The sequence below is a fragment of the Polaromonas sp. genome, assembly GCF_030689685.1.
Classification (GTDB): Bacteria; Pseudomonadota; Gammaproteobacteria; order Burkholderiales; family Burkholderiaceae_C; genus Polaromonas.
This window is the reverse complement of record NZ_JAUYEY010000068.1, coordinates 1-13369: the sequence shown is the minus strand read 5'-3', so window position 1 is coordinate 13369 and position 13369 is coordinate 1. Positions and strand designations below refer to the sequence as shown.

The 13369-nt window shown below is 61.1% G+C and carries 14 protein-coding genes; 12 read left to right on the top strand and 2 right to left on the bottom strand.

Features of this window, described 5'->3' with window-relative positions; genetic code table 11:
• Positions 1-6: 6 nt before the first annotated feature.
• The 12 genes from Q8O29_RS15850 (at position 7) to Q8O29_RS15795 (ending at position 11600) form a co-directional block, all read left to right on the top strand.
• Positions 7-627 carry a molecular chaperone gene (locus Q8O29_RS15850; protein WP_305564498.1) on the top strand — a complete coding sequence of 207 codons (621 nt, stop codon included), beginning with the start codon at positions 7-9 and terminating at the stop codon, positions 625-627.
• A 200-nt stretch (positions 628-827) separates the two neighbouring features.
• The gene (locus tag Q8O29_RS15845; protein WP_305564496.1) at positions 828-1034 is read left to right on the top strand and encodes a formate dehydrogenase; all 207 of its coding nucleotides are present in this window, start codon (positions 828-830) and stop codon (positions 1032-1034) included.
• A gap of 39 nt (positions 1035-1073) precedes the next feature.
• Positions 1074-4049 carry a formate dehydrogenase subunit alpha gene (locus Q8O29_RS15840; RefSeq protein WP_305564494.1) on the top strand — a complete coding sequence of 992 codons (2976 nt, stop codon included), beginning with the start codon at positions 1074-1076 and terminating at the stop codon, positions 4047-4049.
• A 123-nt stretch (positions 4050-4172) separates the two neighbouring features.
• A complete protein-coding gene (gene fdh3B / locus Q8O29_RS15835) occupies positions 4173-4796 on the top strand; it encodes a formate dehydrogenase FDH3 subunit beta (protein ID WP_305564492.1) in 624 nt (207 codons plus the stop codon).
• Positions 4793-5023 (top strand): hypothetical protein, encoded by a 231-nt coding sequence (locus Q8O29_RS15830; protein ID WP_305564490.1) that lies wholly within the window; start codon positions 4793-4795, stop codon positions 5021-5023. Before fdh3B ends, Q8O29_RS15830 begins: the two co-directional genes overlap by 4 nt.
• A 12-nt stretch (positions 5024-5035) precedes the next feature.
• Positions 5036-6217: a formate dehydrogenase subunit gamma gene (locus Q8O29_RS15825; RefSeq protein WP_305564488.1), complete on the top strand. Its 1182-nt coding sequence runs from the start codon at positions 5036-5038 to the stop codon at positions 6215-6217.
• 22 nt (positions 6218-6239) lie between these two features.
• Positions 6240-6629, top strand: a complete 390-nt coding sequence (locus Q8O29_RS15820) for a hypothetical protein (protein ID WP_305564486.1) — start codon at positions 6240-6242, stop codon at positions 6627-6629.
• Between the two features lie 69 nt (positions 6630-6698).
• Complete coding sequence (locus Q8O29_RS15815) at positions 6699-7586, top strand: formate dehydrogenase accessory sulfurtransferase FdhD (RefSeq protein WP_305564484.1); 888 nt, start codon at positions 6699-6701, stop codon at positions 7584-7586.
• Positions 7587-7644: 58 nt separating this feature from the next.
• Positions 7645-10191 (top strand): ABC transporter permease, encoded by a 2547-nt coding sequence (locus Q8O29_RS15810; protein WP_305564482.1) that lies wholly within the window; start codon positions 7645-7647, stop codon positions 10189-10191.
• A gap of 157 nt (positions 10192-10348) precedes the next feature.
• Entirely contained in the window at positions 10349-10765 is a 417-nt protein-coding gene (locus Q8O29_RS15805; protein ID WP_305564480.1) for a group II truncated hemoglobin, read from the top strand.
• A gap of 107 nt (positions 10766-10872) precedes the next feature.
• Positions 10873-11199, top strand: a complete 327-nt coding sequence (locus Q8O29_RS15800; RefSeq protein ID WP_305564478.1) for an AbrB/MazE/SpoVT family DNA-binding domain-containing protein — start codon at positions 10873-10875, stop codon at positions 11197-11199.
• Complete coding sequence (locus tag Q8O29_RS15795; RefSeq protein WP_305564476.1) at positions 11196-11600, top strand: type II toxin-antitoxin system VapC family toxin; 405 nt, start codon at positions 11196-11198, stop codon at positions 11598-11600. Before Q8O29_RS15800 ends, Q8O29_RS15795 begins: the two co-directional genes overlap by 4 nt.
• 228 nt (positions 11601-11828) lie before the next feature.
• On the opposite strand, the gene Q8O29_RS15790 is transcribed toward Q8O29_RS15795, so the two are convergent.
• Positions 11829-12491 carry a Smr/MutS family protein gene (locus tag Q8O29_RS15790; protein ID WP_305564474.1) on the bottom strand — a complete coding sequence of 221 codons (663 nt, stop codon included), beginning with the start codon at positions 12489-12491 and terminating at the stop codon, positions 11829-11831.
• A gap of 5 nt (positions 12492-12496) precedes the next feature.
• Positions 12497-13171 (bottom strand): DNA repair protein RadC, encoded by a 675-nt coding sequence (gene radC, locus Q8O29_RS15785; RefSeq protein WP_305564472.1) that lies wholly within the window; start codon positions 13169-13171, stop codon positions 12497-12499.
• Between the last annotated feature and the right edge of the window lie 198 nt (positions 13172-13369).

The window sequence follows — 13369 nt, the reverse complement described above, 5'->3', positions numbered from 1 at the left end:
TTACCCATGACCCAGCCAGCCCAACTCCTGTCGTCAAGCCTTGACGAAGAAACCGCCCGCGCCGAAGTTTATGGCCTGCTGGCTGCGCTGTATTACGCGCCGCCGTCGGCAGAGCTGCTTGACAATCTCCGGGTGGCTGTGACCGAGGCACCTGCCGCTGGTGCCCTGCTTGAAGCCCCGTGGGGTGAGCTTGTAAAAGTCGCGCGCAATTTGTCCCATGAGGCCATCGCCAGAGAATACGATGGGCTGTTCGGCGGGGTGGGCAAGCCTGAGGTCTACTTGTTCGGCTCCCACTACCTCAGTGGTTTCCTCAATGAAAAACCGCTGGCAGCCCTGCGCACCGATCTCGATGCGCTGGGTCTGGCGCGCGACGACGCCATGTCCGAAACCGAAGACCACCTGGCCTATCTGTGCGAGGTCATGCGTTACCTGATTGCAGGGGAGGATGTGGAAGTTGCCAACCTGACGCGCCAGCGTGAGTTTTTTGCGCGGCATCTCCAGCCCTGGGTCAGCCTGTTGTGCGACGCGGTTGCCGCCCACCCGAAGTCAGATTTTTACCGCAGCGTGGCGGGATTTACGCAGGTATTTGTCAGCGTTGAAACGCAAGGTTTTGACATGCTGGTTTGAAGACGGCGACCTAATTTTTCTCAAAATGAAACAGTTTTGTCCGATAGGTGTTGTTAGGGTAAAAACTAAGCTTACTTATCTTCCCCTATCGTTTTCCCTTAAGAGTACGCTTGATTGAGGTGCTGTCATTGCCGTGTAAGTGGGAGTGACGTAAAGTAGGCATGCAAATCATTTCATAGCAAGCTTCCTTGGAGACAAACATGCAGGACAGCCAGCCAAAACCCTCGCGCCGGGGTTTCTTTTTCGGCGCCGCCGCCACGGGCGCGGCCGCAGCAGCGGTGGTCGCCCTCCCCCGCATGCAGGTTCCGGAAGCTTCAGCTCCAGAGTCCAGGCCAGCCCCTGAAAAAGGCGGCGGTTACAGCCTGTCGGAACACGTCAAGCACTACTACCGCACCACTCGCATCTAGTTTCAAGCCCATCCCGGTTTCATTCTTACGGAGAGCTTCATGCTGCTCACGAAAAAAATTCACAGTATTTCCGGCGGCCAGGTGCATCGCGACGGCTCGGCACGTTTTGTGCAAAGCCTCGCGCGCGGCCTGTCCAATGCGCTGCCCACCATGGACCGCCGCGCCTTCCTGCGTCGCTCTGGCATGGGGGTCGGCGTTGGCCTGGCCGCCACGCAGTTGACTCTCGTCAAAAAAGCCAAAGCCGCAACACCTGGCGCTGGTGACGGCACCGGGAAGATCGAGGTCAAACGCACGATCTGCACGCATTGCTCGGTCGGCTGTGCGGTGGATGCAGTCGTCGAGAACGGCGTCTGGGTGCGGCAAGAGCCGGTGTTTGACTCGCCGATCAACCTCGGCGCGCATTGTGCCAAGGGAGCGGCGCTGCGCGAGCACGGCCACGGCGAGTACCGCCTGCGTTATCCGATGAAGCTGGTGAATGGTAAATACGAACGTATCAGCTGGGACGTTGCGCTCAGTGAGATCACCGCCCGCATGCAGGAGCTGCGCAAGACCAGCGGCCCGGACTCGGTGTACTGGGTCGGCTCGTCCAAGCACAACAATGAGCAGGCGTATTTGATGCGCAAGTTCGTCAGCTTCTGGGGAAGCAACAACTGCGACCACCAGGCGCGCATCTGCCATTCCACGACGGTGGCCGGGGTTGCCAACACCTGGGGCTACGGCGCCATGACCAATTCGTACAACGACATGCAAAACAGCAAGTGCGCGTTGTACATTGGCTCCAACGCGGCTGAGGCGCACCCGGTCAGCCTGCTGCACATGCTGCATGCGAAAGAGACCGGTTGCAAGATGGTGGTGGTGGACCCGCGCTTCACGCGCACCGCCGCCCGGGCCGATGAATACATCCGCATCCGCTCCGGCTCGGACATTCCTTTCCTGTTTGGCATGCTGTATCACATCTTCAAGAACGGCTGGGAAGACACCAAGTACATCAACGACCGTGTTTATGGCATGGAAAAGGTCAAGGAAGATGTGCTGGCCAAATGGACGCCAGACAAGGTCGAGGAAGCCTGCGGTGTGCCCGAAGCCAAGGTCTATATGGCCGCCGAAATGATGGCCAAAAACCGGCCTTCGACGATTGTCTGGTGCATGGGCCAGACCCAGCACACCATCGGCAACGCCATGGTGCGTGCATCGTGCATCCTGCAACTGGCGCTGGGCAACGTCGGCGTTTCTGGTGGCGGCACCAATATTTTCCGTGGTCATGACAACGTGCAGGGCGCGACCGACGTCGGCCCCAACCCTGATTCATTGCCTGGCTATTACGGCCTGCTTGAAGGTTCGTGGAAACACTTCGCCAAAACCTGGGGCGTGGACTTTGACTGGATCAAGGGCCGCTACGCCTCACCGGCCATGATGGGCAAACCCGGCATCACGGTATCACGCTGGATTGACGGCGTATTGGAGAAAAACGAGTTCATCGACCAGGACTCCAACCTGCGTGGTGTGGTGTTCTGGGGCCATGCGCCCAACTCGCAGACCCGCGGTCTGGAGATGAAGCGCGCGATGGACAAGCTGGACTTGCTGGTGGTGATCGATCCCTATCCTTCGGCTACGGCGGCGATGGCGGCCATGCCCGGCAAGGCCGAAGACCTCAATGCCAACCGCGCGGTGTACCTGCTGCCGGCTGCCACCCAATTTGAAACCAGTGGCTCGGTGACGGCTTCCAACCGGTCCATCCAGTGGCGTGAAAAAGTGATTGAGCCGCTGTGGGAAAGCCGCAGCGACCACATGATCATGCATCAGCTGGCCGAGAAGCTGGGCTTTGCCAAAGAGCTGTCCAAGAACTACAAGATGCAGAAGGTCAAGGGCATGGACGAGCCCGTGCCCGAAGACATTCTGCGTGAGATCAACAAGTGTGTCTGGACCATTGGCTACACCGGCCAGAGTCCGGAGCGCCTGAAGGCGCACATGCGCAATATGCACCTGTTCGATGTCAAAACGCTCAGATCCAAAGGCGGCAAGGACAAGGAAACCGGTTACGACACCACAGGCGACTATTTCGGCCTGCCATGGCCGTGTTACGGCACGCCGGAGATGAAACACCCCGGTTCGCCCAATCTGTACGACACCTCCAAACATGTGATGGACGGTGGAGGCAACTTCCGCGCCAACTTTGGCGTGGAGCGCGAGGGCAAGAACCTGCTGGCGGAAGACGGCTCGCACTCCAAGGGTGCCGACATCCAGACCGGCTATCCAGAGCTTGACCACTTGCTGCTTAAAAAGCTTGGTTGGTGGGATGAGTTGACCGAGCCAGAAAAAGCGGCTGCAGAAGGCAAGAACTGGAAGACCGACTCGTCGGGCGGCATGATCCGCGTATTCATGAAGGGCCACGGCTGCCATCCTTTCGGCAACGCCAAGGCGCGGGCCGTGGTCTGGAACTTTCCCGACGCGATTCCGCAGCACCGCGAGCCTTTGTATGGCAACCGGGCTGACCTGATGGTCAAGTACCCGACACACGATGACAAGAAAGCTTTCTGGCGCCTGCCGACGTTGTACAAGACGATCCAGCAGAAAAACCTGGCAGACAAGGTACACGAGAAGTACCCGCTGATCATGACTTCTGGGCGCCTGGTCGAATACGAGGGTGGCGGCGAGGAAACCCGCTCCAACCCCTGGCTGGCCGAGCTGCAGCAGGAGATGTTCATCGAGATCAATCCCAAAGTGGCGGCCGACAAAGGCATTCGCAATGGTGAGCGTGCCTGGGTCAGTACACCGACCGGCGCACGCATCAACGTGCAGGCCATGGTGACCGAGCGTGTAGGCCCGGACACCGTCTTCCTGCCATTCCACTTCTCGGGCCGCTGGCAGGGTGCCGACATGCTGGCCTATTACCCCAATGGTGCTGCACCCATCGTGCGGGGCGAAGCCGTCAACACGGCAACGACCTACGGTTATGACAGCGTGACGATGATGCAGGAAAGTAAAACGACGGTTTGTAATGTCGAACGTGCGTGAACAAGGGCTGCTGTCATCCCGGACTCGATCCGGGATCCAAGCTGGCACAAAGCAGATGGGCGGGTCAGCGAGGCATGGATTGCGGGTCAAGCCCGCAATGACAAAAGAAATTAAGGAGACATCATGGCAAGAATGAAATTTGTCTGTGACGCCGAGCGCTGCATTGAATGCAACGGCTGCGTCACTGCCTGCAAAAACGAAAACGAAGTCCCGTGGGGTGTCAACCGCCGCCGCGTGGTGACACTGAATGACGGCGTGCCGGGCGAAAAATCCATCTCGGTGGCCTGCATGCATTGCAGCGATGCACCCTGCATGGCGGTGTGCCCGGTCAACTGCTTTTACCGCACCGACGAAGGTGTGGTGCTGCATGACAAGGACGTCTGCATAGGCTGCGGTTATTGCTCGTATGCCTGCCCGTTTGGTGCGCCGCAGTTCCCGTCGCAGGGCACTTTCGGTGTGCGCGGCAAGATGGACAAGTGCACTTTCTGCGCTGGCGGCCCCGAGGTCAACGGCAGCCAGGCCGAGTTCGAAAAGTATGGTCGCAACCGGCTGGCAGAGGGCAAACTACCGGCCTGCGCCGAGCAGTGTTCGACCAAGGCCCTGATCGCAGGCGACGGCGATGTCGTCGCCGACATCTTCCGCAACCGGGTCGTGCAGCGCGGCAAAGGCGCCGAGGTCTGGGGCTGGGGCACAGCCTACGGCTCCAAACAGGCCGGTCAACCACCCGCCAACGGAGGCAAATCATGATGCGTCTAGCCTTCATCGCTGCCGCCGCACTGGTCTTGTCCGCCTGCGGCGACAAGCCGCAAACCGCTGCTGGGGTCAAGAGTGATGCACCTGCCTTTCAAAGCGTGACCGGCCCGGGCAATGCCTACAACGCGCCCGGCTGGAAGGCCGGCGACAAGGCCGCGTGGGAGCAACAGCTCAAAACACGTACCCAGGCCGGGCAAAACGAATACAACCGCGTGAAATAACCGGGAGTTCTCATGCAAGGCCCCCTGCGATTTTTGCGAGTTCTGGCAGCACTGCTGTTGACAGCCTTCGGTCTGGCCGCTGGCGTTTCAGCGCAGACGGCTGCGGCACCGGTTGCGCCTGCTGCCGTTGCGACGCCTTCTGGCGGTATAAAAAGCGCCAATATCTTTGAAGTCAAGCCCGATGCTGACGCCGATCCGAATTACGCCAACCAGACCAACGCTGAGCGGGCAAAAGTTCAGCCTGGCAACAATGCACCCATCTGGCGCCAGGTGGGCACAGGTGTTAACGGCTTCACCAGCTTGCCCAAAAGCGAGGCGCCGGAAGCCGGCAACCTGATCCAGCCTTTTGTGCAATACCCTGGCTCCCGCCTGACCAACGCGGGCGAAGCCTGGCGCCAGGTGCGCAACAACTGGCTGATTCCCTACGGCGGTGCCTTTCTGCTGATAGTGATTGGTGCCATTGCCCTGTTTTATTTTGGCAAGGGCAGCATCAAGCTGCATGGTGCCGAGACCGGTCGCAAGATCGAGCGCTTCACGCCGTTTGAGCGATCAGCACATTGGGCCAATGCCATCGCGTTTTGCATTCTGGCCATCTCTGGCGTCGTCCTGGCGTTTGGCAAGTTCTTTTTGCTGCCGGTGATGGGCCTCACGCTGTTTGGCTGGCTCGCCTATGTGCTCAAAATCATGCACAACTTTGCCGGCCCGCTGTTTGCTGTGGCGCTGGTGATTGTGTTTTTTACTTTTCTACGAGACAACATGCCCAGCCGCGGCGACCTGGTCTGGCTTCTCAAAGGCGGCGGTCTTCTGTCGGGCAAGCATGTCCCGTCGCACCGATTCAACGCCGGTGAAAAGGTGATGTTTTGGGGCGGCGTGTTTTTTCTGGGCATCATCGTTGTGGTCTCGGGCTTCGTGCTCAACAAGCTGCTTCCGGGTCTCGTCTATGAGCGCGGCACTATGCAGATTGCGCACATGGTTCACGCCGTGGCCTCGGTACTGATGACGGCCCTGTTCGTCGGGCATATCTACCTTGGCACCATTGGCCTGGAAGGTTCCTACCAGAGCATGAAAACGGGTTCTGTGGATGAGACCTGGGCCAAAGAGCACCACGAATACTGGTATGACGATATAAAAGCCGGCAAAATCCCGGTTCAGCGCAGCGAGCCTGTGCCGCCCAGCCAGACCGCGCAAGCCTGATCAGACCGACAGCGAGGACCTTATGAAAAAACTTCTTATTGCAACTTTGTTCGCTGGTGTCTCCGTTGCGGCACTGGCCAAACTTCCCCCCTTGAGCGATGAGGCCAAGGCCAAAGCTGCCGAGGCTGCGGCCAAGGCCGCGTGGGCTGGCAAGGTGGACGGCTACCTGTTGTGCAAATCGCTGGACAAGGTGGCGGCCAGCTATTACAAAACCGCCAAAGCTGCTGGCAAGGAAACCAAACCGCCCACACCAACCCCCCCTTGTGCCGACCCAGGCGCATTTGCGTACAAAGCGCCTGAAGCGGTCAAACCGATTGAAGCCGCAGGCGCGCATTCCCCGGCTGGTACTGCCGTGAGCCCTCCCAGCACCAAGCAGCCTGATGCGGTGATTAATCCAGCCCAAAAATCCTGATATTTTTTTGCGCTGACCCAGGCCGACCCGCAAGGTGTCGGCCTTTTCTTTTTGCTGTAGTCTTCAGAGATGCCGCTGTCTTCATTGCCCCACCTCACACGCGCGCAGGCGCCGCTGACCTGCGAGATTGATGCCGTCAATGAATACGGTGAATTGCAGAGAGTCGCCATTCCTGCTGAGCGCGCGCTGACGGTTTATGTCGACAAGCGTGAGTTGGTGACGCTGATGACCCTGGGTGCGCATCCTGAATTGCTGGTGCTCGGTTACCTGCGCAACCAGCGCCTCGTCAGGCAGGTGGGCGACATCGAGTCCATCACGGTCGACTGGGACGTGGGCGCGGCCGCCGTCAAGACCCGCTGCGGCATCGAAGACATTGAGGAAAAAACCGCCAAACGGGTGGTCACGACGGGCTGCGGGCAGGGCAGTGTGTTTGGCGGCCTGATGGACGAGGTGGACCAGATTGTGTTGTCTGCCGATGCCCGCATCACGCAAGGCCAGCTGTATGAGCTGGTCAACACCATACGGCTCAAGGAGACCACCTACAAATCTGCAGGTTCGGTGCACGCATGTGCGCTTTTTTCGTGCGGCCAGGGTGCGCCCGAAATGCTGCTGTTTGTAGAAGACGTGGGCCGCCACAACGCCATCGACACCATCGCTGGCTGGATGGCGATGAATATGGCCCCCACGCTCGCCCCCAGCGATTCCGGTCTGGTCTTCTACACCACCGGCCGCCTGACCAGCGAGATGGTCATCAAGTCGGCGCAGATGGGCGTGCCGATTGTGGTCTCGCGCAGCGGCATCACGCAGATGGGCCACCAGGTCGCGCAGGCGGTCGGGCTGTGCGCGGTTGGCCGCGCCACCAACAAGCGTTTTGTTTGTTATTCCAGCACGCAGCGGCTCAAGCTTGAGCCTGCACTGGCGGGCCCCAGGCCGCGTGCGGCGGCATCAGAGCTCTGACAAGAGCGACAAGTCCAGCCGTGGTTCAGGGCTGTGAACTTTGCGGTATGGTCTGTCCATGAACCCCCTTTTTCTTCAACTCGGCTGGCGCACCCTGCTGCGTGACCTGCGTGCCGGCGAGCTGCGCCTGCTGATCGTGGCCGTCACCCTTGCGGTGGCAGCGCTGACCGCCGTCGGTTTTTTTGCCGACCGGCTCAAGGGCGGCCTGCAGCGCGATGCGCGCCAGTTGCTGGGCGGCGATGCCGTGCTGCGCAGCGACGGCGTGACCCCCGAAGCTTTTGTCGCCAAGGCGCGCAGCCTGGGCCTTCAGGCGATTTCGACGGTGACCTTCCCGACCATGGGCCGCGCCTTGGACGCCGACGGCGGCGCCAGCAAGCTGGTGGCCTTCAAAGCCGTGCCTGAAGGCTACCCCTTGCGCGGCAATGTAACTGTGGCCGACAGTGTCGATGCCGCCGGCGCCGCCACGCGCGAGATTCCCGCGTCCGGCACCGCCTGGGCCGATGCGTCGCTGCTTGATGCGCTGGGCCTGCGCGTCGGCCAGACCCTGCTGATGGGCGATGCCAGCTTCAAGCTCACGCGCGTGATCGTGCAGGAGCCTGATCGTGGTGCGGGCTTCATCAACTTCTCGCCACGGGTCATGGTCAACAGCGCCGACCTGGCCGCTACCAACCTGATTCAGCCGGCCAGCCGCACCCACTACCGGTTTGCCGTGGCTGGCAGCGATGCGGCGGTGAATGCTTATGTGCAGTGGGCCACGCAAGAAATTAAAAAAACTGACGTGCGCGGAGTACGCCTGGAGTCGCTTGAAAGCGGCAGCCCCGAGATGCGCCAGACGCTGGACCGTGCCGAAAAATTTCTTAATCTGGTGGCCTTGCTGGCGGCGCTGCTCAGTGCCGTGGCGGTTGCCATCGTGGCGCGCGGCTTTGCCGCCAAACACCTCGACGACTGCGCCATGCTGCGTGTGCTGGGCCAGCCGCAACGCACCATCGCGCTGGCCTACACCTTCGAGTTTGTGCTGGCCGGCATGATGGCCAGCGCGCTCGGCGTGCTGATTGGCTTCGGCGTGCATTACGGTTTTGTATTGCTGCTGGCCGGCCTGGTCGAAACCGTGCTGCCGGCCGCCACCTTCTGGCCGGTGGCTTTTGGCATGGGCATGGGCCTGACCTTGCTGCTGGCCTTCGGTTTGCCGCCGGTGCTGCAACTGGCGCAGGTGCCCCCGCTGCGCGTGATCCGCCGCGATGTCGGTAACCTGCGACCTGCATCGCTGGCGGTGTTGCTGGTTGGCATGCTGGGTTTTTCGGCCTTGCTGGTGGCCGCCAGCAGCGACCTGAAACTCGGCCTGATCGCGGTGGGCGGGTTTGCTGGCGCCGTTCTGGTGTTTGCAGCCAGCAGCTATCTGGCGGTGCGGCTGCTGCGGGCCAGCGTCAATGAGACAACCGCGCCGCGCTGGCTGGTGCTGGCCACGCGCCAGCTCTCGGCGCGTCCCGCCTATGCGGTGGTGCAGGTCAGCGCGCTGGCGGTTGGCTTGCTGGCGCTGATGCTGCTGGTGCTGCTGCGCACCGACCTGATCAGCAGTTGGCGCAATGCCACGCCGCCCGATGCGCCGAATCGTTTTGTCATCAACGTGCAGCCGGAGCAGGGCGAGGCTTTCCAGAAGGCCTTGCGTGACGGCGGCGTGAGCAAGTTCGACTGGTACCCGATGATTCGCGGCCGCCTGGTGGAGGTCAACGGCAAGGCCATCACGCCTGACGACTTCACAGATGATCGCGCCAAACGCCTGGTGGACCGCGAGTTCAACCTGTCCAACAGCAGCGACATGCCTTCGCACAACCAGGTGGTGGCGGGGCGCTGGACAGCCGATGAACAAGACGCCATCAGCGTGGAGGACGGGATCGCCCAGACGCTGGGCCTCAAGCTCGGCGATGCCTTGAGCTTTGACATTGGCGGGCAGATCAAGGTCACGAAGATCAGCAGCCTGCGCGAAGTCGATTGGGGCTCGATGCGTGTCAACTTTTTTGCGATGTACCCGGTGGCGCAACTTGCCGACGTGCCGGTGTCTTACATCAGCGCCTTCCGCGCGCCCGAGCGGGTGGCGGCGGTTGCTGGCCAGCCCACACCGCGCAGCTTTGACAACGAGCTGGTCAAGGCTTTCCCCAACATCACCAATGTCGACATGAGCAGCACGATTGCCCAGGTGCAGCGCGTGCTCGACCAGGTGATTCGCGCGGTCGAATTTTTGTTCGGCTTCACGCTGGCTGCTGGTTTGGTGGTGCTGTTTGCGGCTATCACGGCAACGCGTGAGGAGCGCGCGCACGAGTTTGCCATCATGCGTGCCGTCGGTGCGCGCGCCTCGCTGCTGCGCCAGGTGCAGCGCGCCGAGCTCGCCGGTGTTGGTCTGCTGGCCGGCTTTCTGGCGTCCATCGTGGCGCTGGCGGTGGGCTGGGGGCTGGCGCGTTTTGTGTTTAACTTCAACTGGACCGGTTCCTGGACGGTGCCGCTTCTGGGCAGCCTGGCTGGCGCGGCGCTGGCGCTGGCGGCGGGGTGGTGGGGCTTGCGTTCGGTGCTCAACACCCCAGTGGTCGAGACGCTGCGCAAGGCCCAGTGAACGGGGCATCATAAGAATTCAATTTGAACAAGGAGATCAATGAGATCAATGAGGTCAAGGAGGTCAAGGAGGTCAAGGAGGAATTCAATCAATCAATAGTGATGTCTCTTCCCCCTCCTGAACTCCTTGATCTTTTTGTAAATACTCCCCTTTCCCCATGCACATCGAAGAAAAACCACCCGGTACGCCGCCGTTTGAAACGCCTTTCGCATGGATAGGCGGCGAAGAAAAAGTCAAAACCCTGGTCGAGCGTTTTTACGACCTGATGGACATCGAGCCCGCCTACACCGCATTGCGCGCCGCACATGGCAGCGAGCTGGTCAGGGCGCGCCAGCACCTGTTCTGGTTTTTGTGCGGCTGGCTGGGTGGGCCCCAGCACTACACCGAGCGTTTTGGCCACCCCAAGCTGCGCCTGCGCCACATGCCTTTTGTCATCGGTATTCTGGAGCGCGACCAATGGCTGGCCTGTATGGACCAGGCCATGGGTGAGAGCGGTGTGGATGAAGCGCTGCGCGCCCGGCTGCGCGAGTCTTTTTTCCAGACCGCCGACTGGATGAGGAACGCCCCCGGATGAGGCTGCCAGATTCGCCGTGGCGAACCTCGGCGCAACCGCAGCATGGCATACATACAATTTCATACTTGTTGTGGCATACTTTGACTATCAGGCAACAAAGGTACACCATGCAAACCATTGACGTGACGCTGGCCGAGCGTGGCCAGATCGTTATTCCCAAGGAGGCGCGCGATGCGCTGGGCCTCAAGCCCGGGGCGCGCTTGCAGCTGCGTGTTGAAGACGGTCGCTTGCTGATTGAAAAGCGGGTGCAGCTCGATTTGAGCCGCTGGATCGGCAAGGCAGCAGATGACGGTCTGTCCACCAATCAGGCGCTCGCCGAGCTGCGTGGCCGACCGGTACCGTGGCAGGCTGACCTTGCTGGGCAGCCCAAGCTCGCGGCTCCCAAGCGTGCAGCGCCAAAGCGAGCCGCGAGCGTCAAAGCCTCGCGCGCATGAAAACAGCCGTTGATTCCTGTGTGTTGTTCGACATTGTCAAAGGCGCGCGCGGTGCCGCAGCGGCGCAAACCGCGCTGGAGGCGGCGCTTGCGCACGGCAGCCTTTGTGTGTGCGCGGTGGTGGTGGCTGAGTTGGGCCGGTACTTTGCCACCGAGCAAAACCTGCGTGAGTTCCTGGTCGATTGCCAGATTGATCACGATCCCCTCAACCTGGATGCAGCGCTCGAGGCCGCGCGCATCATGCGCGGCTACGCGAAAAATAAAGGACCGCGCGAACGCGCCGCTCCCGACTTTTTAATCGGTGCCCACGCCATCAAGCAGGCTGACGCACTGCTGACCACCGATGCGGGCTTCTTCCGTCACTACTTCACGGGGCTGACCGTCGTCACGCCCAAGTCTTGAAAAGTGATCACCCTGCGCAATGCGCTGGAGGGCGTCGCCGCTCAATTGCTACAGATTAAATAGCGGCTTACGCCCGACTGGTATGGGCTGGAGGCACTTTTTGCTTGCAAATAGCGAGTAAAAACAGATTTCAACCGGTAGTTAAGCCAGTTTTATAGATGAAATTGGCCTCTCGCCCATATCCAGCGCGCATGACCAGCTACTAAATCAATAGCAGTTTGGCAGCCATCAGCTCTGCGCCAGCAGCACCACCAGCGCCCCCGCACCGCCTTCGGCCGGCCGCGCCTGCACAAAGGCGATGACCTCGGCTTTCTGGATCAGCCAGCTTTGTACCCGGCCTTTGAGCACCGGGGTTTTGCCCGGTGAGCCCAGGCCCTTGCCGTGTACCACGCGCACGCAGCGCAGGCCCGCCTTGTGCGCCTCGCGGATGAACACCGACAGCGCATCGCGTGCGTCCTCGCGGCGCAGGCCGTGCAGGTCGAGCTGACGCTGTATGCTCCAGCCGCCGCGGCGCAGCTTGCGCACCACGTCCGGCCCCATGCCGGGCCGGCGAAAACTCAGGGCCTCGTCGGTGTCGAGCAGGGTTTCGGCATCAAAACCGTCGGAGAGGGCTTCGCGCATCACCGCCAGTTCGTCGCGTTGCTGCTGCACCGGAATCGGCGCGGCTTGTACCTGCGGAAGTCTGGCGCGCTGGCCCGGCAGGTGTTTGGCAGGCAGGGCCCTGACGTGACCGACGGCGCGCGAAAACAATTCTTTTTCGGCCTTCGCCTTGGCTGCGGCGGCCGCGCGTGCCGCTTTGAGCTCGGCTTCCTGCCGCGCTCGCGTTTCAATTTCGAGCTTGACGGCCTTGAGCCCTTTCAGGTCCTTGATGGCGGGTGTTTTGACGGGCATGGGTTTCAGAGCAATCCGAGCTCGGCCATGGACACGGCCTGTGTGCGGGTCACGACAAAATGATCGAGCACCCGCACATCGACCAGGCCCAAGGCGGCCTTGAGCGTCTGCGTCAGCGCCTCATCGGCGCGCGACGGCCTGGCTTCACCGCTCGGGTGGTTATGCGCCAGCACCACACTGCCGGCCTGCAGCGCCAGTGCGCGCACCACCACTTCACGCGGGTACACCGAGGTTTGCGTCAGCGTGCCGCGAAACAGCTCTTCCAGCGCAATCAGGCGGTGCTGGCTGTCGAGGAATAGCACGGCAAAAATTTCATGCGGCCGGCTGCCTAGCTGCAACTGCAGATAGTCGCGCACCGCCTGCGGGGTGCTGAACAGTGGTTTGTCCTGCAACTGCTGCGTCAGCGCGCGGCGGGCCAGCTCCAGCACCGCCACCAGCTCGGCGCGTTTGGCGGGGCCCAGGCCTTTGATTTTTTTCAACGCTTCATGGCCGGTGTGCAGCAAGCCGGCGACACCGCCAAAGGTATCGACCAGCTCTTGGCCCATCTGTAGGGCATTTTTACCGGGGATACCGCTGCGCAGCAGCAGGGCCAGCAACTCGGCGTCGCTGAGCGCGCCGGGGCCGCGTGCCAGCAGCTTTTCGCGCGGTCGGGCGTCTTCAGGCAGGTCTTTGAGAAGCATGGGTAAGCATAGCCGGACCGGCAGCAAGCCGGTAAACCTGGAAACCGCAGTTGACCGCTCATTCCATTTCTACTTCATAAATGAAGTAATCAAGGAGCTCACAATCCAATCCCAAGAGACAATGGTGCGCACAGTTTCAGGGTTTTGCTCCAAAGTTCTGAGTCCCAGTGCAAGCTGCTCCTCCAGCGCGTCAAGGCT